Here is a 22,699-nt window from a genome sequence, read left to right on the forward strand (position 1 = left end):
ATTGAAAAATNCCATNCCCCCGCCGATGAACCATTTGAGGCCGGCTACGGGCTTAATGGGAAAGTGATGCTGGTAGGTTCCCGAAAAGCTGACACTGGGTGCATTTCTCCGGTCATTACCATACCAGTACCGTTGATCGCCAAAACCGAGATTGAGCTCTATGGCACCCGGCCGGGTAACAAAGAACTTGTAGGAAGCGGCAAAAGCCTCATATTCTGTATGTGAGCTGATGCGGGCACCGATGGCATGGCGGTAACCGGACTGTGCATTTGCAGCCATTGCAACAGCAATGACCACGGTCAAAAAAAATATTTTTTTCATTTGTACGAGATTTAACAGGAACGATTTATCAATAAACATACCAAAGCGGCTTATTTCTTACCTGTTTTTACACAAATGAAAATTAAAGATTCGGGATGAGGGCCTTGTACAGGGCATCCTGTATATGGCCCCGGATGCTTAAACGGCTAAGGCCCGGGCTGTTGCGCGTAGGATAGACCCTGTTGGAAAGGAAGATGTACACGATATTGTATTTCGGATCCACCCATACACAGGTACCGGTAAATCCGGTATGACCATAGGCCTGCGGGGATGCATATTTACTCGGGTAGGGGCTGCTGCTGGTAGCATTGTCTTTTTCCGGTTTATCAAAACCGTAGCCCCTCCGGCTGATCGTGCTGTGGTAACCGATAAAATGCTGGATGGTTTCCCATTTAAGCAAACGCAGGCCATTCAATTCCCCGCCATTCAGCAGCATCTGGTATAGTTTTCCCAGGTCATAAGCGTCTGAAAACAAACCAGCGTGTCCGGCTACACCGCCGGCCAAAGCGGCCCCTTCGTCATGAACCGTTCCGTGTATCAGCTGGTTGCGAAAACCTGTTTCGTTTTCTGTAGGCATGATGCGGTCTAATGGAAAACGTTGCAGGGGATGATAGCCGGTAGTGGTCATATGCAAGGGCTCATAAAAGGTTTTTTGTACGTATGCTTCCAGCGGCATTTTAGTAATGGTTTCCACGATCTTGCCCAAAAACCAGAAGTCGTTGTCGCTGTAAATGTATTTCTTTCCGGGAGGCACCACGGGGCTGTCCAGGATCTTTTTCCAGATAGAGTCTTTATAGTCATCCCGGATATAAAGATCCCGGGCCACCTGGGTAGTGAATCCTTCTGTTGGGCTGCTCCGGTATAACTCCGGCCGCACCGTTCCATCGGGATTGAGGGTTTCTTTATAAAATGCAATAAAGGGTACCATTCCTGCCTGGTGCAGGATGATGTCTTCTAAAGTAAGCCGGGCCTTATTGGTTTTTTTGGTCCAGGGAAGATAATCGGACAATTTTTTTTTGAGATCGATCTTGCCTTCTTCGTACAGTTTCATGAGCGATACGGTGGTAGCCGAGATCTTTGTAACGGAGGCCAGGTCAAAGATACTGTTGAGGGTAGCGGGTTTTACGGCATCGTATGTGTAGTTGCCAAAGGCCTTGTGGTAAACAATTTGCCCGTCCTTAGCGGCCAGTACCACGCAGCCGGGGTAGGCTTTTTTTTTGATGCCCTCTTCTGCAATCGAATCTACTGCGGCAAACTGCTGGTCGCCGATCGGCTGCATATAGCTTGCTTCCGTCCCTTTCTGGATCACACCTGTTCCGTATTTCCAATTGCATACGGTAACCGGCAACGTGCCCCTGGCATTGAATTTGGATGTCAGCCAGTCTGCTGCCACTTCCTGAAAAACGGTGTCGTCCTCATAAGCAGCGATCAATGATCTGGCCATGCAGAAGTTGCCCAATGACAAGGGGTTCCCAAAAACCATGGTTACCGCATTGTTGCGGTTTAGCTGCCGCCAGTTTTGAAGCGCACTTTGGGAAATGCCATAGTTGCTGCTGCCTTTGCGCAGGGCTATATCATGAAATCCCAGGATCACCGCATCATAACGGCCCTCTAAGATTTTTTTAACAACGGTGCCTCCCTTTCCGGCAGCGTCCGGGTACCGGATATAAAAGATGTCTGCATGAAGATCCTGTTTCAGGCGTTGTGCCAGTGCCGTGGAGCCTCCGTTATTGAATCCAACATAAGCCACTTTTTTTCCGGCTAACGGGCGGCTGAAAAACTCATTCCGGAAGCCGTCGGGATTGATGAGCTTGACAATGGTCAGCGCCTGGCGCGCTATTTTTTCGCGCACCTGGTTGGTGGCTGCATTCAGATCTTCTGTAAGATGGTCGGTACTGACCGGAGACAGCTGGCTGAGCCCTAAATTATATTTTGCCAGCAATACCCGTTTTACTTTTGTTTCAATATCCTTCCAGCTCAGCCGTTTCTTTTTGATCGCTTCGTTCACGGCCTTAATGGTGCCCGGAACGCTCTCCGGGAGGCAAAGCATATCGTTGCCGGCAATCAGCGCTTCCACTGCAATGGTTCCGCCGGGAAAGTATTTGGCAACGCCCTTCATTTCCAGTGCATCCGTAAACGTGAGCCCGGTAAAGCCGAGCTGGTCACGTAGCAAGCCGGTAACCGCATTTTTTGAAATGGAAGTGGCCCGGTGAGGGGTACGGTCAATGGATGGTACAAATAAATGACCCACCATTACACTTTGTACACCGGCTTTGATCAGTTCTTTAAAAGGGTAGAGCTCCAGCTCCTGCAGCTGGTCTACGGTTTTATTGATCACCGGCAGATCCAGGTGCGAATCCACGGCCACATCCCCGTGCCCGGGAAAATGCTTGGCGCTGGCCATGATGCCGGCATCCTGCATGCCCCGCATATAGGCAACACCCATCCGGGCCACCTTGTATTTATTCTCTCCGAAAGAGCGGAAGCCGATTACCGGGTTATTGGGATTGTTATTGATGTCGACCACCGGCGCATAATTCACCTGCACGCCCAGCCGTTTGTGCTGACGGCCTACGGCCAGCCCCATTTCATAGGCCAGGCCGGTATCGGCAATGGCCCCCACCGTCATCTGGTACGGGAATTTTATAACACTGTCCAGACGCATGCCAAGGCCATACTCACCGTCGATGGTGATCATAATGGGGGTCCTGGCCAGCTGCTGATAATAGTTGGTAAGCTTTGCCTGGCGAATCGGACCTCCCTGGAAAAAGCAGAGCGCTCCAACATTGTATTTTTTAATGTCATTCGCCACTGCGGCAATATGATCGGCGCCCTTATTGGAATGGGCTCTTACAATGATCAGCTGTGCAATGCGCTGGTCCTTGCTGAGGCTCTTATAAACACTGTCCACCCACTTGTTTGCGGGAAGATTGCTGTTGTTTTGGGCGTTGATAGATTGACATGTGAAAAGGATCAGGATCCATAATGCATACAATCTTTTATTTTTCATGCGTTGCTATTTTTCAGTTACAGATGGTTGCAAATTTAGGATAATTGAACGTGCAACGAGGGAAATTTGAAGCTGGGTCTGTATTTGCGGGTTTTTGCGGGTAGCCTGCCCGCAGGTGATCCTTATTGAACCCGCAGTAATTTTTGCCTGAAGATCAGGCTTCCGTCGGCGGATATTCCCTGAACGGTCATCAGGTACGCACCCTTCAGGTCGGCTGTAAAAAAGGAGCATTCCAGTTTTCCGGTTGCATCGGTATATAACAGGGGCTTCCAGTAAATCGTGCTCATCATTTCTTCGGTACCCTGTTTCATGAGAGTACTGTCCATACCATAAAATTCCCGGGACCGGTAAATTAAGTAGTCGGTATTGATCACCGGCCCGTTCTTACAGCCCATATATACGACCCGCCGGGATATGCCGTTTGCATTGGTATAGTAGGTGCGCCCTACCACCGGCATTGCAAAAGGATAAGGATGGTTGATGCAGTTTAAAACGCCGTATTGGCAAACATAATCGCCACATTCATTACTGCCATAAGCATAGAATTTCTTTTGGGAACGTACAACAACGGCTTCCAGTGTTTTACCCCTTTCCTGTGTATCCATCTTATCCTGCAGTTCATCCTCAGATCGCAACCTGGCAACGGGGCGGTCAATATGCAGGCTGCCGGCAGCATCGGCTGTGGTTTTTACAAGGCTGTCCGTGATCTTATATTGAAAACCGTCCTTGTTTTTCCCCATGACCTTGATAAACAGTTTTCTTCCATCCCTCACCAGCAGGTCGTTCTCGTTCAGAAAGAAAATTCCTTCGTGATCCGTGTTTCCAAAACCGAGAATGCTGTCTTTAATGAGCACCAGCTCTTCCGGCTTCTTTATCTTTTTTTCGAACCGGAACAACTGACCTCTTACGTTCGGTTTTACAATTTTGGCGGTGTCTCCGGCAATGTGCTGCAACTGCTGCCATGTATAACGCCGCCAGCCTTTGAGCAAAAGCGCTTCTTCCAGCAGCGGCCTGTTGTCCATGAGCCGTCCCTGCCGGTCGTACAGGGAGATGCCTTTCAGCTCATTTTCTAAGTAAAACACGCTTTCAAGGTCTTTTCGTATATCCGTGGCGATCCGGTTCATTGCCACACAGCTGACCGTTAGTACGGATGAAGTGGGCTGGTTGCCGGCGCCGGTGATGTTTAATATGGCATCCACCCGATCCCTTGTACCAAAAGATTCTTTGTTAAATATGATGTCCACACCGGCTTTCTGATGATAGCGCGCAAAGATCAGCCGCTCCGCCAGCGGCCGTCCTTTATCATCAAACACGGTGATCGCATAAATGCCCTTCCGTTCTTTTACCGGCATCAGGATCCTGGAGCTGCTTTTTACGGGGATTGGCGGTGTACCGATAACGGTGGCGGCGTTGTGCAGGGTGATGGAAATGGTACGCGGAACACTGCTTTGTAATTCTATTTGTAAAGAATCATCCACCACGGCGGTGGGTATTTTTATCACTACCCCGTCATCCAGTGCGGGAAGAAGATCAAAGCGATAGTTTTTGTTGTTCCAGACCGCCTGCAGGAGATAGCGGGCGCCTTTTTGCGGCCGGAGGGTAAAGAGCCCTTTTCCATCGGTGCTTATGGGTACGGAGCAGAGGGCTTTTTCGTTCTGCAGCAGCGTTGCGGTCACGGCCACCCCGCTGCCCGCCACTTTGGCTTCGCAGGCTACCTGGCTTTCCAGGCCATATACCAGGTTGCCGCCTTCGGGGTAAAACCGGAAGCTCAGGGTGTCTGCATTTTGCGCTGCCGGCAACTTTATGTTCACCGGGTATGTTTCATCCTCGAAGCGGGTGGTGGTGTACAGGACATCGCTGCCGGTGCGGATCCATTTTTTGTCAATGAAAACGACTCCTTTCCCCAGCCTGTTTAGTTCAATATGCCGCTCCTTTTGCCCCTTCAGCTGGTAAGAAAATTTTGCCCCCTGCATCAGTTGCCGGTACACAAGCGGCACCAGGGCGATACCGACGCCGATTTTATCCGGCGTATTTAAGCTGTCCGGCAATGTAAGTGCTGTTGTATAGTTAAGGATCGCATTGGTTTTAACGGAAACGGGGAGACGGTACTCCCCGATGGGTTGGTTGTGATGCAGCAGGTTGGTGCTGAACACAATGTGATGCGCGCCGGGCAGGGCACTGTCCGGCACCAGGAAGTTCCCGGTTGAGATCTGATCGCGGATGGGGAATTTTTTTTGCAGCAGCACTTTATGGGTCACGTCGTCGACCCAGGTGGCAATCAATACGGTGGCCGTATCCTGTACCGACTCCGGTTGGGAAAGAATATAACCGGCAAACCACAGCATTTCGTTTTTGGCATAAATATTTTTGTCGGCAATAACGATCAGTGTCTGACGGGGATGTTGGGCATTGTATGCGTTGAGTCTGCTTTGAAGCAGGTCGGAAACATCCGGCGGCGCCTGTGCGGATGTGCAAAAGGCAGGCAATAAAAGAGCCAGCAGTATAATGGCAGGACGGAGCATCCCACAAGATAAATAACTATTCGGTGTACTTATACCCTACACCTCTTACCGAATGAAAAAATTTGGGGTTGCGGCTGTCTTTTTCAAAATATTTCCGGAAGTTGAGAATAAAATTGTCGATGGTGCGGGTGGTCGGATAAACATTGTAGCCCCATACTGCCTGCAGGATCTTTTCGCGGGGTACAACCTCGTTCTTGTTTTCGATGAGGAGCTTTAGCAGCATGGCTTCTTTTTTGCTCAGCTGGATCTTGCCGGCGTACTTGGTGACGGCTTCCTGCGCTTTAAAGTCGATGATATTGTCGCCAAAAGTGTAGGAATTGCCAACAGTGCTCTTTTCCTGCAGCCGTTGATTTTTATTGATCAGTTTTTGTATACGGAGCAGTAGCTCTTCAAGATTAAACGGCTTGGTGAGGTAATCGTCGGCTCCTTTTTTCAGGCCCAGCACCTTGTCGTTACTGGTATTTTTGGCGCTCAGCATCAGGATCGGCACTTCGTTATTACCCAGGCGAATGGTTTCCGCAACGGCAATGCCATCCATTTCGGGCAGCATAATATCTAATATGACCAGGTCGAAATATTCATTTTTTATCGCTTCTATGGCCTGCACTCCGTCAAAGGCCGAGGTAACGGCATAGCCTTCCAGTTCCAGATTTAATTTTAATGCTTCGTGAAGGTTTTCTTCGTCCTCTACCAGTAATATAGTAGCCGTTTTGTCTCCGTTCATAGTCTGTTGTCTTTTGTCGAACGACTAAGTGTGAAATTTAACCGCAAAAGTACTCCCGTTCGGTTCATGATTTGTCACTGAAATGTCTGCATTGTGATCTTTGGCGATTTTGTCACATAAATAGAGCCCAAGTCCCGTGCCCTGCTTTTTACGTGTGGACTCATTGCCGATACGGTAGAATTTTGTAAATATCTTTTTCTTCTCATCATCGGGGATGCCAGGCCCTTCGTCGGTAACCGAAGCGATCACCTGCCCGGGCTGCCGGGTCAGCGTGATGGTTATGAGGCCTTCTTTGGGGCTGTACTTAAGCGCATTCTCAATGAGGTTGTTGATCAGGATCTCCAGTAATAAAGGGTCGCCTTTTATATCCGCATCCGGGTCGATCATCTCCTCAAACCGGCGATCCTGGAACCGTTTTTTGAACTCGGTGATGCGGTCCGAAAGCAGGTTGGAGAGATTCAGATCTTCCTTATTGATCTTGCGCCCCTGGCCTTCCAGCTGCGCCGATACGAGGATATTGTTGGTAAGAAAATGAAGCCGGGCGGTTTCCTCAAGGGTCATCGCGATCAGCTTCCGCCGTTTGCCTTCATCCAGATTGTGTTTTAGCAGTGTTTCCAGATTCAGCGTTGCCACGGCGATGGGCGTTTTCAGTTCGTGGGTTACGGCCATGGTAAAATTCTGCTGCTGCTGCTGCAGGCGGGCCTGCTGGGTAATATACCGGTAGATGAACAGGGCGCCTATAAGGATGAGTCCGAGGAATACGATGCCTTCCCCCGCATATTTTACGCGGTTCCTCCGGTATTCATCTTTAATGAGGTACAGCTGGTCTTTGTAGCGGGCAGCGGCGGTATCCGGCACTGCAATCTTTAAATGCTCGATCTTTGATTGATGAAGGCGGTTGTTCTGCTGCTCCAGGGAAATAAACCACCAAACCAGCGCGGCAAGAATATAAACCACCAGCAAATAAAAAAGGGTGGTTGCTTTCTTCGAATATCGCCTGCGCTTTTGCTCCATATCATTCGGGGATTGCTGTTATCTTTTTGATGCCGATGCCTGCATTTAAAATAAAGAGCAGGGGATCGTCTTTCATGAGCTGGCTGATGGTGAACCGGTACCGGTTCTTTTTTAACGGAACATCGGTGTTTAACCGGATACGGTGATCATACAGGTCGTCAATATTGTTCCCGGCCCATTTTCCGGAAGGGGTTACCAGAGATGCGTTTACCCGGAAGGAAGTTATGGGTTGGTTGGCCGTGTCTTTAATGGAGATCCTTGCAACAAGGTTGTTGTAACGGTATTGCTGGGTATGACGTACCAGTAAATAAAGCTGGTATGTTGCCGTGTCTGCTATGTCAAGTTCTATCACGGCAGGCACATTTTTCCGCCACTCGTGCCGGGGTATATCGGCGATCCGCTCGGTTACCTTTACCTGCCGGCAGGAAAAAACAGTGCTGATCAAAACAAAAAATAAACAATAAACGAACCGGTCCATCGGGGTGCATTTTTGCAAATGTACTATTATACAGCTCATTCGCCATTGCTGAAACGGGGCCGCTCACGATTTTTTAGTGTTTGCGTGTGCCTGGGCCCTCAGTGAAGTACAAAATGCAGCTGTGGAATGAACCGTATGGAGGCTAAGGGAGGACCGGGGTATTTCGTTAAAGAGATCTTAAGGCATTTTTATCTCTCAGTGGAGGGTCCGCCGGTTACAAAACGTTCAGCACCTGCTCCTTCGCTTTTTCCAGCTCATCTTTCATCATAACGACCAGCTTTTGAATGGAGGCGTGATAGGCCTTGGACCCCGTGGTATTGATCTCTCTTCCTACTTCCTGCAGGATAAAGGAAAGCTTCTTCCCCTTTATATCGATATCTTCCTGAGCGGTCTGCATAAAATATGCGCAGTGATTTTTGAGCCGCACCAGCTCTTCGGTGATGTCAATTTTTTCAATGTAATAGATCAGCTCCTGCTCGAGGCGGTTGGTGTCGAAGTTTTCCTTCCCCACATTTTCTTCGAGCAGCTTCACGATGTTATCCCGGATCATGGACTTGCGGGAGGGGTCCAGCTTTTCTACTTCTGTCTGCAGGGTTTCAATATTACGGATGCGTCCTGTAAGCTCTTCTTTCAGGATCCCGCCTTCATTGAGCCGGTGCTGGTTCAGGTCGGCGATCGCTTCTTTCAGCAGTTCCGTAAAGGCCGTGGCATCTTCATCAGACAGGGTCTCACTGGTAGGTGTGATCACTTCGGGCAGCTTGATCAATGCGCTCAGGATATTGGAAGTATCTATGTTCAATTCCCTGGAAAGGGTGGACAGAGAATGGTAATACGCTTTTGCAAGATCTGTATTGATGGTAACAGGCTTTGCATCCCCTGTATCTTTTAAGCTGATGCTGCATTCCACACTGCCCCGGCTCAATCCTTCCGCCAGTGTTTTCCGTATAGTAAATTCCTGCGATTTTAACAGCGCAGGCAATCTTAATGACAGGTCAAACTGTTTTCCGTTTAGTGATTTGATGTCTACGAGGAAGGTTTTGTTGCCAATCGTTTTTTCAGCGCGGCCAAAGCCTGTCATTGATTTGAACATACATTGATTTTTGTAAAGATAATTATTCGCAACGTCTCTTGTAAAAAATAAAAGAGGGGAGGAGAAGGCTCCTGGCCCGGTGCCGGGTATAAAAAAATCCCTCCGAAAGTGAAGGGATTATTTTATAAAGATGGGTTAGTAAGTATGGAAAATAAAATTTCCCACCACAATATTAAATATTATTTCGTCGATACAAAAATTATTTACTACAAATTTTATTCACATTTTAAAACGGCCTGTGGATATGTAGCATTCATTTTGAAGCACCGGAACCGGCTGATAAAACAAAGAAAAGAAAGTGTCTTGTCTCCTCATTATTTAAAGAACCGCTGGAACATGGATGAATAAAGGGTTTTATGAAGAAAGCATTTTTTATTTCGATGGAGGCGCAAGATGTTTTGATGATTGTTTGGTTGATAAAAGCGGGCTTTTTTGATCCCGGATAACAACATAAAAATCTTTTGAAAGCGTACAGAAAATTTCCGGAATGTGAAAAACTTTGGCGTTTTGTACTTCAACAACCAGTTACGCCTAACTTTGAAAAAAAAGATATGCGATTCGAAAATCCTGTTCCGCTTTCAGAAATAGCGGCGCTTATCGCGGCAAGAATTGTAGGGGATCATGATGCTGCAGCAACGGGCATCAATGAGATCCACCAGGTGGAAAAGGGCGACCTTGTTTTTGTAGATCATCCTAAATATTATGATACGAGCATTCATTCGGCAGCCAGTTTTATCATCATCAATACGGAGCAGAAGGTACCGGAAGGCAAAGCATTGCTGATCGTTGATGAACCGTTTGAGGCATACCTGAAGATCGTATCTGCCTACCGCCCGTTCCGTCCTTCCATGGAAGCGGTTGCGGCAACGGCACAAACAGGGCCCGGTACCGTTATCATGCCTCATGTATATCTGGGCAATCATGTTACGATCGGCGCTCATTGTGTGATCTATCCCAATGTAACCATTATGGATCACTGTACCATTGGTGACAATGTGATCATTCAAAGCGGAACGGTTATTGGCAGCGATGCTTTTTATTATAATAAAAAAACCAACCGGCCGGTGCATTATAAAAAGATGATCAGTTGCGGTAGGGTGGAAATAGAAGCCGATGTGGAAATCGGAGCGGGTTGCACCATCGACCGGGGTGTTACCGGTGTTACCCGTATCGGTGCCGGCACCAAGATGGATAACCTCGTACATATCGGGCATGATACCCTGGTGGGCAAGAACTGTTTGTTTGCAGCGCAGGTGGGTATTGCGGGGGCCTCGGTCATTGAAGATGAAGTGATCCTTTGGGGACAGGTGGGGGTGAGCAAAACACTGACGATTGGTAAAGGTGCGGTGATCAATGCACAGAGCGGAGTAGCTTCTTCCCTGAAAGGAGGGGGAGCATATTTTGGCAGCCCGGCTGTTCCTGCCCATGAAAAAAAGAAAGAGCTTGTTTGGATCAAACGGATCCCCCAGATATGGGACCGGTTAAACAAAAGCGAATCATCCAGTTAGCAAAAAATTCAAGGTTTCTTTTTATACCCGCGTTCTGCTTCGTACCTTGCGGCCATGCAGGATTATTTAGCAGGATTGAATGAACGGCAAAAAGAGGCCGTACTACATATTAATGGCCCATTGATGATCATAGCGGGGGCCGGAAGCGGAAAAACCAAAGTGCTCACCACACGGATTGCTCACCTGATGGCCAAGGGGATTGATGCCTTTAATATACTGGCGCTTACGTTCACCAATAAAGCGGCCAGGGAAATGAAAGAACGTGTTGAACGGATACTCGGGAACAACGAGGCCCGGAATTTATACATCGGAACTTTTCACAGCGTTTTTGCAAGGATCCTTCGCGCAGAAGCCCACCGCCTGGGCTATCCCAATAGCTTTACCATCTATGATACGGATGATGCCAAGAGCGTTGTAAAAACGGTGATCAATGAAATGCAGTTGGATGATAAGCTGTACAAACCGGCTACGGTTTATAACCGGATCTCTGCTGCAAAGAATGCGCTGGTAAGCCCGCTGGATTATGTTACTGATTACCATATACAGCAGGAAGACATGCGCGCCAACCGGCCGGCCATCGGCAAGATCTATGATGCCTATTGCAAGCGCTGTTTTAAGAACGGGGCGATGGATTTCGACGACCTGCTGCTGAAGTTCTATGAATTGCTGAAAAGCTTTCCGGAAGTACTGAGCAAGTACCAGCATAAATTCCGGTATATCATGATCGATGAGTACCAGGATACCAACCCAGCCCAGTATGAGATCGTTAAGCTGCTGGGTGCGATGCATGAGAATGTTTGTGTGGTGGGTGATGATGCACAAAGTATTTACAGCTTCCGGGGCGCTACCATTCAAAATATCCTGCAGTTTCAAAAGGATTATGACGATGTAAAAGTGGTGAAGCTGGAACAGAATTACCGGAGCACACAAAACATCATCCATGTAGCCAATGAGGTGATCCGCAACAACAAGGCCCAGATCCCCAAAGTGCTGTTTACGGAGAATGTCAGTGGGGAAAAGATCCGGATCGTGCGCACCATGACGGATAATGATGAAGGCAAATTTGTGGCCGATACCATCCAGGAGCAAAAATTACGCAATCATTTTTCCAACCGGGATTTTGCCATCTTATACCGAACCAACGCGCAAAGCCGCGCCTTCGAGGAATCGCTGCGCCGCATGAGCATTCCCTATACCATGTATGGCGGCATCAGCTTTTACCAGCGTAAAGAGATCAAAGACCTTGTGTCTTATCTGCGGTTGATCGTAAACAGCCGCGATGAAGAAGCCCTGAAGCGGATCATTAACTACCCGGTAAGAGGCATTGGAAAAACAACGATCGACAAGATCCTGCTGCTGGCCAATACCCATCAGATCACTATGTGGGAAGTGCTGGAAAAGGCAGACCAGTTCGGTTTCCGCGCCGGTACGCTGAATGTGATCCAGGATTTTGTGCTGATGATCCAAAGCTTTTCCAGCATGCTGAAAAAACAAAATGCTTATGATGTGGCTTTTCACGTGGGGAAGCAGACCAACCTGGTGAAAGAGCTTTTTAACGATAAAAGTACCGAAGGACTGCAACGTTATGAGAACATACAGGAGCTGCTCAACTCCATTAAAGAATGGGTGGAAAGCCCGGACAATGAAGAAGGCGAGGTGATCGACAAAAGCCTGGGCGCCTATCTGCAACAGATCACGTTGCTGACCGATGCCGATAACAAGGACCCGGATGCCGATACCGTAAAGCTGATGACGATCCATGCTGCGAAGGGCCTGGAGTTTTCCTGTGTTTTTGCCGCCGGACTGGAAGAGCAGCTGTTTCCCAATGCCATGAGCATTAATACAAGGGAGGAACTGGAAGAAGAACGACGGTTGTTCTATGTAGTGGTAACCCGTGCCAAGAGCCGGCTGTGGATCACATATGCGAATACCCGGTATAAGTTCGGATCCTTGGTTCAAAACGAGCCCAGCCGCTTTATTGAAGAGCTTCCCAAAGACTATATCGACAATACCTACGCCGGCGGAGGTACCAAAATGCAACGTTCGTTCGGGTTTGGCAGTTCGGGATCTGTTTATGAGCGGATGAGCGGAGGCCGGGGCAACAGCGGGGGAGGCACCATTGCCGCCGAAAAAAAATACGGGCCTCCGCCTGCAAAAAAAACAACGCCGGAATATCTTGGCCCCAAACCGGAAGCAAAAAAGACCATTGAACATACACCGTCGGCAGATTTTCAGCCCAGTGATATCAGTGAAATAGCGGTAGGCCGGAAAGTGGAACATCAGAAATTTGGATTTGGCGAAGTACTGAAGTTGGAAGGGAACCAGCACAATAAGATGGCCCTGATCCGGTTTGACGCCAATGGGGAAAAGAAAATCCTCCTGAATTATGCGCGTCTGAAAATTTTATCCTGAATTTTTTTTTAATATTAAAAAAAGATCTATTCTTACTCCTTGATTCTTAATTAAATAAAATTGAGACGGTGATACCTGTATTTTATGGGTAAAAAATTTTGACTCCGTTTAAAATAATTGGAACAAGTTTTGCCTTGTTAAAACATTAACATTTAATGAACATTCTTCTGAATGCGCATAGATGTGCTTGAATCATGTATTGGGGTAATAGTCATGGATACTGAACGGGTTATATCATTTGATGATCACGGGTGTTATTTTTTAACACTGGAGACCGTTGATCTTACCGATATTTTTATCAGGCCTATGTACAAACAGATCATTGTGCATACCCTCAATCATTATATCAGCAGCAAGGGATTGATCGTTTATGGCTGGTGCCTGATGCCCAATAAACTATACATCATCTGCCAGGTGCAGAAAAATGTCTCCTTTAAGGAATTAAGAAAGGCCTTTAAACAGTTTACCACCGAAAAGGTCATAGAGGCTGTAAATAATGAGCCGGAAGAGCGGCGGCAATGGCTGACCGAGCATTTCCAGAAGAACCATGGTTTTCTGGGAACACAAAGAAAGCTGGAGGTGTGGAAGCGGGTAAAGGAAATGCTTTCTATTGACCTGGCACGGCCGGAAATCATGGCAGATCACCTGGAACTGATCCACAATATACCCGTGCAGGAACGGATTGTCCGGTATGCTTCTGATTTTATTTACAGCTCTGCTTCAGACTATGAAACGGGAACGGAAGGATTGGTTAAGGTCGCACGGTTAAGTGCGGTAGAACAGGCACTGGATGATATCGAAAACAGGAAAAGCGTATTTAAAACAAAATTTAACAGGCGGTAGGAAGATATCAGCGCTAAACAAATAATTTTGCCGGGTCCAAAGATGGATCCGGTTTTTTTATGGCAGTCAGGAAAAAGCGAAGAAAGAAAAAGAAAAAAATGACGTATCGGTGGAGGCTGATAGGGTCCCTGCTGGTACTGGTGGTATTGGTCGGGGTATTTTTTGCGCTGGACTGGAGCCAGAGGTTTGAACTCGAGGTAAAGCGGTACCCGGAGTTTGGCATCGAAATCCCCGTTGACTATTCACTCCATGGCATTGATGTATCCCGGTATCAGAAACGTATAAACTGGAAAGAAGTAAAGACCATGAGGGTCCAGCATATTGGTATCGGCTTCGCATTTATCAAGGCTACCGAAGGAGAGCGGGACCTGGATGTGCAGTTTAAGCGCAACTGGCGAAATACCCGGAAGAACGGCATGCCGCGGGGTGCATATCATTTTTTTATCCCTTCAAAAGATCCGGTCAAACAGGCGGTTAATTTTATCCGGAATGTTTCGCTGCAACCGGGCGACCTGCCGCCCGTGCTGGATGTAGAGCAAACCAATAATCTTCCGGCATCGGTGATCCGGGAGCGCTCAAAGATATGGCTGCGACTTGTTGAACAGCATTATGGGGTAAAACCGGTGATCTATACCAACGCTGATTTTTATGATCAATACCTGGGGAAATCGTTTAATGACTATCCTTTATGGGTGGCCCACTATTATGAAAAGCGAAAACCGCACATCCGGCGTGACTGGACCCTGTGGCAGCACAATGACGCAGGTCAGGTAAATGGCATTGATGCCAAAGTTGACTTTAATGTTTTTAACGGCGACTCCGTTGCATTCCGGGAGTTTCTTATAAAATAGACTTGCAGGATACCAGCCGGGCGATCAGGAAAACTTTTCCGGGAAAAAACGGCAGCAAACCTGTTTCAGACAACCCCGCAGGCTATTGAACGGATACCGGTGGCCGCCCCCGCGCCGCTATTTTTTTGCGTGCGCATTTACGTATTGGGTCACCTGTGATATCTGCAGGTCATTGAGCTTTGCTTTTTTTACCATTGAGTTCAGGATCGGCTTCCATTCATCCGGTGTCCAGTCGGACAGGTTCTTTGCCTTATGACATTTGGTACACTTTATTTCATAAATGGCCTTACCGGCAACAAGGGGATTGCTGGAATTAAAATCTGCCGTATCGGCCTTGTTACCGGCAACCGGTTCCACCGGCCGGTTGGGTATGGTAGGCGCGGCTTTGCGGGTGCAGCTGAAAATGATAACGATGCATACAAAAAGTACACCTGCTAATTTCTTCATATTCTCTGGGATGGTTTCTGCAATATTAACTATAAGCAGTTAAAAAATAAAAAACCTCCTGTTAAAAGGAGGTTCTGATATAAAAGGGGTTCCTGTTATTTCTTGGCATTTGCATAAACGTAAGCGGAAACCTGCTGGATCTCCTCTTTGCTGAGTTTTGCTTTTTTAGTCATGGAAGCCAGTATGGGCCTTAAATCTTCATAAGACTTAGAAGCAACGGCTTTGTCTTTGGCACCATGACATTTGGTGCACTTTGTTGTAAAGATGGTATGGCCGGCATCAATGGAAGCCTGATCGCTGCTAACACTGGCGGCCTCGGGAATAACGGCATCTGTAGTAGATGGAGAGGCCTTGGGCGTACAGGCAACTGCTGCCGTTAAGGCAATATAAGCGCAAAGGATTATCTTTTTCATAAAAGGATTGTTTTTATAAAAATAACAATAAATAAGCCAACTTACAATTCTATGACAATTATTTTTTAATTTAATATTCCGGGGATCGGAATACCGGGAAACCGGTATATGCCGGACAGCTGGTAATTGCTATCCTGAAGCAGGAAAGCCATACGATCCTGTTGCGAACGATCACTTCACACCGTTTTGAACAATACCTCATAAAATTCAAAGACCGCTTATGTTATTCTTTATGAAAGGTGCCGCCGGGATCCGCTATTCGCCAAACCCATATGCATTGTCCCTTTCTTTATCGGGAACGATCTGGGGTCGTTTTGCCCGTACTTTCAGGGCCGTAAAAACAGATCTTTTTGAGAAAGTAAGGCTGGATATGTGCGGGGATAAAATTCCAGTTGGTAAGCGGCCGGTTTCGTATCGCAGTTGCAGCAACCGGTACCTGGCTCCGCCCGGGATCAAAGGAAATATGCGTTGCATTCATATGCCGTGCAAAGGGCGGGCCATAGTGCTCTGAACCGATGAGCACTTGGATGGGCGGATAAACGGTCTTCATCTTTTTTGCCCATGCCCGGGTACGGTCCTCCAGCGGTAATGTTTCGTCATCAAAATCATCTTTGATAATATGCGGCCTTATTTTCGGATCGGAGCTGAATTGCTCAAGGAGCCATGAAAAACGGAGATTGCCGTCAATGGGGTCGCTATCTGTATAACTCATTGAGACGATCAGTTCGTCGCAATGTGCGGCTGCAAATTCAATAAGCGCTATATGTCCTTTGTGCAGGGCATAAATTTTCCTATGACGAGCCCCCGTGTCATACCGGCTTTGATGAATAAGAGCGGTATTCCTTTACCCAGTGAAGAAAGCCCATCAGTACGATGCCGGTAAACACCAGGTATTCCAGGCTGTAGAACCGGATGCCCTTTATATAATAGAGCACGGTGGCTGTAAGGTCTACCAGCATCCAGATGATCCAGCATTCGATCTTTTTCTGGATCATGTAAAAGGTAGCCAGGATGCTCATCACCATAATAAAGGAATCCGCAAAAGGGAAAGAGCTGGGTGCCGGGAAGACCTTGGGGAACCATTCGTGCAGGCGACCCGCAAAGGTTCCCAGCAAAAAAGTGCCCGAGCCGGCCAGCAGGATGGTGCGCGTGAGCTGTGCGGGTTTCATAAAGCTGACCTTTAGTTCCTTTTTTGCATCGGCTTCAAATGTTTTGGGGTGCGCCCAGCGCCACCAGCCCACCAGGTTGGTGGCGAAGAAAAAGACCTGCAGCAGCATATCGGGGTACAAATGTACCTGGTAATACAGCCAGAAAGAGAGCGCTACATTTACAATGCCCACCGGCCAGCTGATGATATGGGCCCGGGCAGAAAGCCAGGTGGCGGCAAGTCCTGTAAGCACACCAAAGAATTCCAGGTAGCTCATGGAATAGCCCAGCGCGTGGAAAAACTCCGTCTGTATGTCAAAAATATTTTTCAGAAAGCCGATTATCTTTTACAAGTTATTCATGACGTTATTTCAACTTTTGATATGCTTCACTGAGGTCTGCCTCGGAGAAAGAGAAGAAGCCGTCTCAAAAGTAATCGGGACGGCTTCATTAAACTACTTATATACAGTTTGTTGTGTCTATTTTGTAATCGCCTCTTTCCCAAAATACGGAACCAGTACCTTCGGCAGCGCAATTGTATCACCTTGCTGGTTGTTCTCCAGCAGGCAGGCCACAATGCGGGGCAAGGCCAGCGAGCTTCCATTGAGTGAGTGCGCCAGTTGGGTCTTGCCGTTCTCGTCTTTGAAACGGATCTTCAGCCGGTTGGTCTGGTAGGCTTCAAAGTTAGAGGTGGAGCTTACTTCCAGCCAGCGTTCCTGGGCAGCGCTGTACACTTCAAAGTCGTAAGTGAGCGCAGAAGTGAACGACATATCGCCCCCGCAAAGTCTTAGGATCCGGTAAGGCAGTTCCAGGCTTTGCAGCAGCCGTTCTACATGCGCCACCATTTCTTCCAGTGCTTCATAGCTTTTATCCGGGTGGGTCAGCTGCACGATCTCTACTTTTTCAAACTGATGCACCCGGTTCAGTCCGCGTACGTCTTTGCCAAAGCTGCCGGCCTCCCGGCGGAAGCAGGGAGAATAGGCCGTCATTTTCACCGGTAGTTGTTCCTGTTTCAGGATGGTATCGCGGTAAATATTGGTTACCGGGACCTCCGAGGTCGGGATCATATAAAAGTTGTCTGCGGGCATATGATACATCTGGCCCTCTTTGTCGGGCAACTGGCCGGTACCATAAGCAGAGGCCTCGTTTACCATAAAAGGAGGCAGGTATTCAGTATAGCCCGCGGCAATGTTGTAGTCCAGGAAATACTGTACCAGCGCCCGTTGCAGCCGGGCACCCTGACCTTTATACAGGGGGAAGCCGCTGCCGGTTATCTTGGCGCCGGTTTCAAAATCTACGAGGTCAAATGTTTTGATGAGGTCCCAATGCGGTACCGCATCACTGCTCAGCGCCGGTTTGGCACCGTGCTCCCGCACTACTTCGTTGTCTTCAGCACTATTGCCTTCCGGTACCAGGGGTGAAGGCAGGTTGGGCAGCAATACCAGTTTTTCCTGCAGTTCTTTTTCCGCGTGGGCCAGCTGCTCACTGATGGGTTGTAGTTTTTGCTTGGCGGCGGCCACTTCCGCTTTTTTAGCTTCGGCCACTTCTTTATCGCCTTTGGCCATGAGCCGGCCAATTTCTTTGGAAGCACTGTTTACAAGGGATTGGGTCGTATCAAACTCCAGCTGCGACTTTTTGCGCTGATCGTCCAGCGAAATGATTTCATCCACCAGCCCGGGGTCCTTAAAGTTTTTTACTGCCAGCCGTTTTTTAACAGCTTCTGTGTCCTGCCGTAATACCTGTAATTGCAACATGCTTCAAAAAAATTTTTGCAAAGATAAACGAGAATTCAGAATCCAGAATTCAGAATCGAGATATCGGACATTGGTGCCGGATTCTCAATACCCGATTCTCAATTCTGAATTCTCATGTCTCGATTCCCGAAACCCAAATAATTTAATACTTTTGCGCGTTATGCAATTACAAAAGAACAAACCGGTGGCTACCTGGCTGTTTGTAGGCGCTGGCATGCTGATCATACAGGTTTTACTGGGCGGACTTACGCGGCTGACCGGCTCGGGTCTTTCCATTACGGAATGGCAGCCGATACTGGGGGCATTGCCACCCATGAACGAACAGGCCTGGAGCGAAGCTTTTGACAAATACAAACAGATCGCGCAGTTCAAATACATTCATAACCATTTTACGCTGACGGACTTTAAGGGCATTTATTTCTGGGAATGGCTGCACCGCGACTGGGCCCGGCTGATCGGCATCGTATTCCTGATCCCTTTTATCTGGTTTGTTGTAAAAAAGAAAATAGATCGCAGTATGCTCTGGCCCATGATCATTTTATTTCTGTTGGGTGGCCTTCAGGGGGCCATTGGCTGGATCATGGTAAAAAGCGGGGTGGGCACCGACCTGGTGTACGTGAGCCACATCCGCCTGGCAGTGCATTTCCTGGCTGCTCTGCTGCTGCTGTGCTATGTGGTGTGGTTTGCCTTGAAACTGACCGTACGTGCAGATCGGATCGCAACAGACGGATATACGCGCAACTTCAATATACTCCTGCTGGTGATCATTGTGCTTCAGCTGACCTACGGCGCGTTCATGGCCGGTACGCATGCAGGGAAAGCAGCCATCACCTGGCCCACCATTAATGGCAGTATGGTTCCGGCAGCGTCGATGCTGAATGAGGGAAGTTTTTTGAGCGATATCACGCATAACCTCATTACCATCCAGTTCATCCATCGCGGACTGGCTTACCTGATCACCGTACTGATGGTGTTTTTTACACTGCGGCTGGCGCGATTGCCTAAGGCGACCCTGCTTTATAAAATGCGTTTCTGGCCAATGACCCTTGTGATCATACAGGTAACCCTGGGCATTCTGGCCCTGGTCAACTACCTCACACCCGATAAATTGCTGCTCAGCATCCTGCATCAGCTGATAGGAATGTTGTTATTGGTTTGCATGGTGATCACGGTATTCCTTGTACGTAAGGCACCCGTTGCAGAAACAGAAACAGTTGCGGGAGTACCAACAACTGTCTCCTGAGTCTTTTATTTATTTTCCCCCGGTCAGCTCCTGCTGCAGGGCTTCCAGCTCTTCCCATTTTTCGGCGGCGGCCAGCTTTGCCTGTTTGGGCCAGCTTTTAGGGTCGTGCATGGCAAATTTGCTGCCTGCTGTGTCCAGAACACCTTTTAATTTCTTGATGGTGGCCTTGGAGAGATCTTTAAAATTGTGAAAACCTTCCTGTTCCAGCAATTTTGCGATCGCAGGGCCGATCCCTTCAATTTTGGTAAGGTCATTCTTTACAGTCTCTGCAACCTTCCCGGTCTTTGAGGTGGTTTTCTTCTGCTTGCCGGCAGCCCGGGGCTTTGCCTTCTTCTCAACAGGTATTTCAGCTTCAACAGTGATCACAGAATTGTCGATCCCAAAATGGTGTTTGTGCACATAGCTTTGTGCGGCCCAGTCATTTACCCAGCGCCCATCGTTCAATAAAAAACGATACTCATAGGTTTGCCCGGGTTCCAGCTTTACTTTGGCTTTTAATGTTCCGTCTTTATGCGGTTTCAGGGCGATAGCCTTATCAATATCCCAGTTGTTGAAATCCCCCAGTAAAACGGCTGAACTTGCCGTTCCAAGCGCCTCGCCCGGGAGCGAGAATACGACGTTCTTCATATTCAATAAAATTTATATAAAGCGCAAAATTAACGGTTTTCAGGCGTTTTTTTCCCCTGATTTTGCATTTCCTGCTAAGATTATGAGCCTTATAGGGTTATATTTAGATTAAGCGCATTATCTTTAAAACGGATTTGGTAATGGTTTAAAATTTGATATGAAAAAAATAGTCGTTTTACTGTTGTTGCTGACCGCAGCAGCGGGAGCCTGGGCCGCCCGGCCAAGGGTGCTGGTGTTTTATAAGACCGCAGGTTTTTATCATAAATCCATAGAAGTGGGGCTGCCGGCCATTTACCGGCTGGGCGTCGAAAACGGCTTTTTGGTAGACAGTACCAAAGATTCCGGAGCGTTTACCGACGCCAATCTTAAAAACTATGCAGCGATTATTTTCCTGAGCACCACCGGTACCCTGTTTGATGAAGCCCAGCAAAAGACCCTGCAGCAGTATGTGCACAACGGGGGAGGTATTGTAGGCATTCATGCCGCCACGGATGCGGAGTATGACTGGCCCTGGTACAACCAGATGATGGGCGCCTGGTTCCTCAGCCACCCCAAACAACAGACCGCTACGCTGAATATTGTGGATAGAAAGCATATCAGTACCCGCCACCTGCCGGCGCAATGGGTCCGGAAGGATGAATGGTATAATTTTAAAAACATCAGCAAGGATATAAAAGTGCTCCTTACCATTGACGAAAAAAGTTATGAAGGCGGCAAGAACGGCGATTTTCACCCGATGGCCTGGTACCACAATTTTGAAGGCGGGCGCGTTTTTTATACGGAGCTCGGTCATGTGGATGAATCTTATACCGATCCGTTGTTCCTGAAGCACATCCTGGGGGGGATCCGGTATGCCCTCGGGAAAAATAAAAAATGGAAATAGGCATTCCCGCCGCTGCCTGTATACCTTGATTTAAGATAAACCCCGATGTTTACCAACCTTATTACCAACCTGGAACGGTATCTTCACTTTGAAGAGGACGAGCTTGCCTTTCTTATACCATTTATGGAAATAAGAACGGTGAAAAAAGGAGAAAAAGTAATGCGCGTGGGTGAAATGGCGAATTATGTTTATTATATTGATAAAGGACTGATCCGTTTTTATCACGAGATCGAGGGGAAGGAGCACACATACAAGATCTTCCGGGAAGATATGTGGGCAAGCGACTACGCGGCTTTTCTAACCCGTTCCAAATCGGTTATGAATATAGAAACGCTGGAAGATACGGTGCTCATCCAGCTGCACTACGACCATATGCAAAAGGGATATGAGCGGGCAAAGGCGTTTGAGCGTTTTGGACGTAAAATGGCGGAAGCCCTCTTTTTAGCCACCGTTCAGCGTACGGTAGATATAATGGTAAAATCGCCGGAGACCCGTTATCTCGAATTGCTCGAAAATGATGCGGAAATGATCAACCGCGTACCTTTAAAATACATAGCTTCTATGCTGGGCATCGAACCGGAGAGCCTCAGCCGCATCCGGAAAAGGACGGCGCGTCTTCACATAAAGGCATGAAAACGGACCGGTTTCGGGCCGGGGACAATCTATCCGGGAAGCGCCGCTTCCAGCTGTTGCCGGATATGCTTTAGTTTAACCTCTTGTTTTTTGGGTAAAAATACGGTGAGCACCCCTTCTTTAAAGCGGGTATTGATGCAGCTGGTATCCACCAAACCATTCAGGTGCAGGCTACGCTCAAAATCCCTTACCGGAAATTCCTGTTTCAGAAATTCGAAAACGGCGTCATCCTCATCGCGGCTGCCGGTAATGACGAGCGTATCGTCAACGATGTTTGTGCGGATGTTTTCTTCCGGAAAACCCGGTACATATGCGGTTAGCCGGTAACAATCGTCCCGTTCTTCGATATTGACCGGAACATTGTATTTGGGCCTCCGGTATTCTTGTGTATGCATAGAATGGTTTTATAGATTTGAGTTGTTGCTCTTTTATTCCTGATCGTGAAATCGTTGCCACTGGCCACAGCGCTGCCGCCAGGCCTCCCGGAAGGCTTTCCGCTCTTCCTCGCTCATATTTTTAAGCTTCCGGCGCAAGCGGTCCGAAGGCCCCATACGGCGGTGCGGCCCCTTGCCATGGCCGATGCCAAAAAGGATCTTGGAAAGCAGCAGCAGCCCCACCGCCTGCCAGAAGGAAATTCTTTTTACCTCGAGCAGATCGGGCAGCACCGCATTCCATAAAAGCATCACGAGACCCCCGAAAACAAAGAGGGCAACAAATCCCAGCAGAATGAATAAAAAAATACGGGGCCGCCGGCCTTTTTTACCGTAGTTCATAATATAT

Annotated in this window: 21 protein-coding genes and 1 pseudogene; 7 read left to right on the plus strand and 15 right to left on the minus strand. The window is 48.1% G+C overall.

Annotation, left to right across the window (positions count from 1 at the left end; translation table 11 throughout):
* Nucleotides 1-403: 403 nt before the first annotated feature.
* From B160_RS0107230 to B160_RS0107255, 6 genes are all read right to left on the minus strand, one after another.
* Entirely contained in the window at nucleotides 404-3,331 is a 2,928-nt protein-coding gene (locus B160_RS0107230; RefSeq protein ID WP_018627230.1) for a serine hydrolase domain-containing protein, read from the minus strand.
* Between the two features lie 122 nt (nucleotides 3,332-3,453).
* Complete coding sequence (locus B160_RS0107235; RefSeq protein ID WP_018627231.1) at nucleotides 3,454-5,853, minus strand: hypothetical protein; 2,400 nt, start codon at nucleotides 5,851-5,853, stop codon at nucleotides 3,454-3,456.
* A gap of 16 nt (nucleotides 5,854-5,869) precedes the next feature.
* A complete protein-coding gene (locus tag B160_RS0107240; protein WP_018627232.1) occupies nucleotides 5,870-6,577 on the minus strand; it encodes a response regulator transcription factor in 708 nt (235 codons plus the stop codon).
* Nucleotides 6,578-6,601: 24 nt separating this feature from the next.
* Entirely contained in the window at nucleotides 6,602-7,591 is a 990-nt protein-coding gene (locus B160_RS0107245; RefSeq protein WP_018627233.1) for a sensor histidine kinase, read from the minus strand.
* 1 nt (nucleotide 7,592) lies between these two features.
* A complete protein-coding gene (locus B160_RS0107250) occupies nucleotides 7,593-8,069 on the minus strand; it encodes a gliding motility lipoprotein GldH (RefSeq protein ID WP_018627234.1) in 477 nt (158 codons plus the stop codon).
* A gap of 214 nt (nucleotides 8,070-8,283) precedes the next feature.
* Nucleotides 8,284-9,159 carry a YicC/YloC family endoribonuclease gene (locus B160_RS0107255; RefSeq protein WP_026309607.1) on the minus strand — a complete coding sequence of 292 codons (876 nt, stop codon included), beginning with the start codon at nucleotides 9,157-9,159 and terminating at the stop codon, nucleotides 8,284-8,286.
* Between the two features lie 551 nt (nucleotides 9,160-9,710).
* On the opposite strand from B160_RS0107255, the gene B160_RS0107270 reads away from it, so the two are divergent.
* From B160_RS0107270 to B160_RS0107285, 4 genes are all read left to right on the plus strand, one after another.
* A complete protein-coding gene (locus B160_RS0107270; RefSeq protein ID WP_026309608.1) occupies nucleotides 9,711-10,667 on the plus strand; it encodes a UDP-3-O-(3-hydroxymyristoyl)glucosamine N-acyltransferase in 957 nt (318 codons plus the stop codon).
* Between the two features lie 54 nt (nucleotides 10,668-10,721).
* Nucleotides 10,722-13,079 carry an ATP-dependent helicase gene (locus B160_RS0107275; protein WP_026309609.1) on the plus strand — a complete coding sequence of 786 codons (2,358 nt, stop codon included), beginning with the start codon at nucleotides 10,722-10,724 and terminating at the stop codon, nucleotides 13,077-13,079.
* Nucleotides 13,080-13,385: 306 nt separating this feature from the next.
* Entirely contained in the window at nucleotides 13,386-13,922 is a 537-nt protein-coding gene (locus B160_RS0107280) for a hypothetical protein (protein ID WP_245562163.1), read from the plus strand.
* 98 nt (nucleotides 13,923-14,020) lie between these two features.
* Complete coding sequence (locus B160_RS0107285) at nucleotides 14,021-14,773, plus strand: glycoside hydrolase family 25 protein (protein ID WP_018627241.1); 753 nt, start codon at nucleotides 14,021-14,023, stop codon at nucleotides 14,771-14,773.
* 117 nt (nucleotides 14,774-14,890) lie between these two features.
* Here the strand turns inward: B160_RS0107285 and B160_RS0107295 are convergent, their stop codons facing one another.
* The 6 genes and pseudogenes from B160_RS0107295 to serS all read right to left on the minus strand — a co-directional run bounded on the left by B160_RS0107295 (nucleotide 14,891) and on the right by serS (nucleotide 18,533).
* Nucleotides 14,891-15,220: a c-type cytochrome gene (locus tag B160_RS0107295; protein ID WP_018627242.1), complete on the minus strand. Its 330-nt coding sequence runs from the start codon at nucleotides 15,218-15,220 to the stop codon at nucleotides 14,891-14,893.
* 95 nt (nucleotides 15,221-15,315) lie between these two features.
* The gene (locus tag B160_RS0107300; RefSeq protein ID WP_018627243.1) at nucleotides 15,316-15,633 is read right to left on the minus strand and encodes a c-type cytochrome; all 318 of its coding nucleotides are present in this window, start codon (nucleotides 15,631-15,633) and stop codon (nucleotides 15,316-15,318) included.
* 289 nt (nucleotides 15,634-15,922) lie between these two features.
* Nucleotides 15,923-16,345, minus strand: a complete 423-nt coding sequence (locus B160_RS28575; protein ID WP_018627244.1) for a hypothetical protein — start codon at nucleotides 16,343-16,345, stop codon at nucleotides 15,923-15,925.
* A gap of 3 nt (nucleotides 16,346-16,348) precedes the next feature.
* A pseudogene (locus B160_RS32535) lies at nucleotides 16,349-16,462 on the minus strand (hypothetical protein); the annotation flags it as partial.
* Nucleotides 16,443-17,057, minus strand: a complete 615-nt coding sequence (gene pnuC / locus B160_RS0107315) for a nicotinamide riboside transporter PnuC (protein WP_018627245.1) — start codon at nucleotides 17,055-17,057, stop codon at nucleotides 16,443-16,445. The gene pnuC and the pseudogene B160_RS32535, both read right to left, overlap by 20 nt.
* 201 nt (nucleotides 17,058-17,258) lie before the next feature.
* On the minus strand, nucleotides 17,259-18,533 hold the full coding sequence (gene serS / locus B160_RS0107320) for a serine--tRNA ligase (RefSeq protein WP_018627246.1): 1,275 nt from the start codon (nucleotides 18,531-18,533) through the stop codon (nucleotides 17,259-17,261).
* A gap of 160 nt (nucleotides 18,534-18,693) precedes the next feature.
* On the opposite strand from serS, the gene B160_RS28580 reads away from it, so the two are divergent.
* Nucleotides 18,694-19,776, plus strand: a complete 1,083-nt coding sequence (locus tag B160_RS28580) for a COX15/CtaA family protein (RefSeq protein ID WP_018627247.1) — start codon at nucleotides 18,694-18,696, stop codon at nucleotides 19,774-19,776.
* 9 nt (nucleotides 19,777-19,785) lie between these two features.
* Here the strand turns inward: B160_RS28580 and B160_RS32090 are convergent, their stop codons facing one another.
* Nucleotides 19,786-20,403, minus strand: a complete 618-nt coding sequence (locus B160_RS32090; RefSeq protein WP_018627248.1) for a helix-hairpin-helix domain-containing protein — start codon at nucleotides 20,401-20,403, stop codon at nucleotides 19,786-19,788.
* 157 nt (nucleotides 20,404-20,560) lie between these two features.
* On the opposite strand from B160_RS32090, the gene B160_RS0107335 reads away from it, so the two are divergent.
* Both B160_RS0107335 and B160_RS0107340 read left to right on the plus strand, forming a co-directional pair.
* Nucleotides 20,561-21,286 carry a ThuA domain-containing protein gene (locus B160_RS0107335; protein WP_018627249.1) on the plus strand — a complete coding sequence of 242 codons (726 nt, stop codon included), beginning with the start codon at nucleotides 20,561-20,563 and terminating at the stop codon, nucleotides 21,284-21,286.
* Between the two features lie 45 nt (nucleotides 21,287-21,331).
* Entirely contained in the window at nucleotides 21,332-21,919 is a 588-nt protein-coding gene (locus B160_RS0107340; protein WP_018627250.1) for a Crp/Fnr family transcriptional regulator, read from the plus strand.
* A 29-nt stretch (nucleotides 21,920-21,948) separates the two neighbouring features.
* Here B160_RS0107340 and B160_RS0107345 read toward each other — a convergent pair whose 3' ends face one another.
* A complete protein-coding gene (locus tag B160_RS0107345; RefSeq protein WP_018627251.1) occupies nucleotides 21,949-22,314 on the minus strand; it encodes an Hsp20/alpha crystallin family protein in 366 nt (121 codons plus the stop codon).
* Between the two features lie 33 nt (nucleotides 22,315-22,347).
* Nucleotides 22,348-22,692, minus strand: a complete 345-nt coding sequence (locus B160_RS0107350; protein WP_018627252.1) for a hypothetical protein — start codon at nucleotides 22,690-22,692, stop codon at nucleotides 22,348-22,350.
* Nucleotides 22,693-22,699: the final 7 nt, after the last annotated feature.

This window comes from Niabella aurantiaca DSM 17617, from assembly GCF_000374125.1.
Lineage (GTDB): Bacteria > Bacteroidota > Bacteroidia > Chitinophagales > Chitinophagaceae > Niabella > Niabella aurantiaca.

What these genes read in the sequence shown, in the direction of transcription:
- B160_RS0107280 (WP_245562163.1), top strand. Translation starts at nt 13,386, where the DNA reads ATGTACAAACAGATCATTGTGCATACCCTCAATCATTATATCAGCAGC.
- B160_RS0107275 (WP_026309609.1), top strand. Translation starts at nt 10,722, where the DNA reads ATGCAGGATTATTTAGCAGGATTGAATGAACGGCAAAAAGAGGCCGTA.
- B160_RS0107240 (WP_018627232.1), bottom strand. Translation starts at nt 6,577, where the DNA reads ATGAACGGAGACAAAACGGCTACTATATTACTGGTAGAGGACGAAGAA.
- B160_RS0107350 (WP_018627252.1), bottom strand. Translation starts at nt 22,692, where the DNA reads ATGAACTACGGTAAAAAAGGCCGGCGGCCCCGTATTTTTTTATTCATT.
- B160_RS0107235 (WP_018627231.1), bottom strand. Translation starts at nt 5,853, where the DNA reads ATGCTCCGTCCTGCCATTATACTGCTGGCTCTTTTATTGCCTGCCTTT.
- B160_RS0107255 (WP_026309607.1), bottom strand. Translation starts at nt 9,159, where the DNA reads ATGTTCAAATCAATGACAGGCTTTGGCCGCGCTGAAAAAACGATTGGC.
- B160_RS0107250 (WP_018627234.1), bottom strand. Translation starts at nt 8,069, where the DNA reads ATGGACCGGTTCGTTTATTGTTTATTTTTTGTTTTGATCAGCACTGTT.
- B160_RS28575 (WP_018627244.1), bottom strand. Translation starts at nt 16,345, where the DNA reads ATGAGTTATACAGATAGCGACCCCATTGACGGCAATCTCCGTTTTTCA.
- B160_RS0107285 (WP_018627241.1), top strand. Translation starts at nt 14,021, where the DNA reads ATGACGTATCGGTGGAGGCTGATAGGGTCCCTGCTGGTACTGGTGGTA.
- B160_RS0107300 (WP_018627243.1), bottom strand. Translation starts at nt 15,633, where the DNA reads ATGAAAAAGATAATCCTTTGCGCTTATATTGCCTTAACGGCAGCAGTT.
- B160_RS0107345 (WP_018627251.1), bottom strand. Translation starts at nt 22,314, where the DNA reads ATGCATACACAAGAATACCGGAGGCCCAAATACAATGTTCCGGTCAAT.
- B160_RS28580 (WP_018627247.1), top strand. Translation starts at nt 18,694, where the DNA reads ATGCAATTACAAAAGAACAAACCGGTGGCTACCTGGCTGTTTGTAGGC.
- B160_RS0107335 (WP_018627249.1), top strand. Translation starts at nt 20,561, where the DNA reads ATGAAAAAAATAGTCGTTTTACTGTTGTTGCTGACCGCAGCAGCGGGA.
- serS (WP_018627246.1), bottom strand. Translation starts at nt 18,533, where the DNA reads ATGTTGCAATTACAGGTATTACGGCAGGACACAGAAGCTGTTAAAAAA.
- B160_RS0107245 (WP_018627233.1), bottom strand. Translation starts at nt 7,591, where the DNA reads ATGGAGCAAAAGCGCAGGCGATATTCGAAGAAAGCAACCACCCTTTTT.
- B160_RS32090 (WP_018627248.1), bottom strand. Translation starts at nt 20,403, where the DNA reads ATGAAGAACGTCGTATTCTCGCTCCCGGGCGAGGCGCTTGGAACGGCA.
- B160_RS0107295 (WP_018627242.1), bottom strand. Translation starts at nt 15,220, where the DNA reads ATGAAGAAATTAGCAGGTGTACTTTTTGTATGCATCGTTATCATTTTC.
- B160_RS0107230 (WP_018627230.1), bottom strand. Translation starts at nt 3,331, where the DNA reads ATGAAAAATAAAAGATTGTATGCATTATGGATCCTGATCCTTTTCACA.
- pnuC (WP_018627245.1), bottom strand. Translation starts at nt 17,057, where the DNA reads ATGAGCTACCTGGAATTCTTTGGTGTGCTTACAGGACTTGCCGCCACC.
- B160_RS0107270 (WP_026309608.1), top strand. Translation starts at nt 9,711, where the DNA reads ATGCGATTCGAAAATCCTGTTCCGCTTTCAGAAATAGCGGCGCTTATC.
- B160_RS0107340 (WP_018627250.1), top strand. Translation starts at nt 21,332, where the DNA reads ATGTTTACCAACCTTATTACCAACCTGGAACGGTATCTTCACTTTGAA.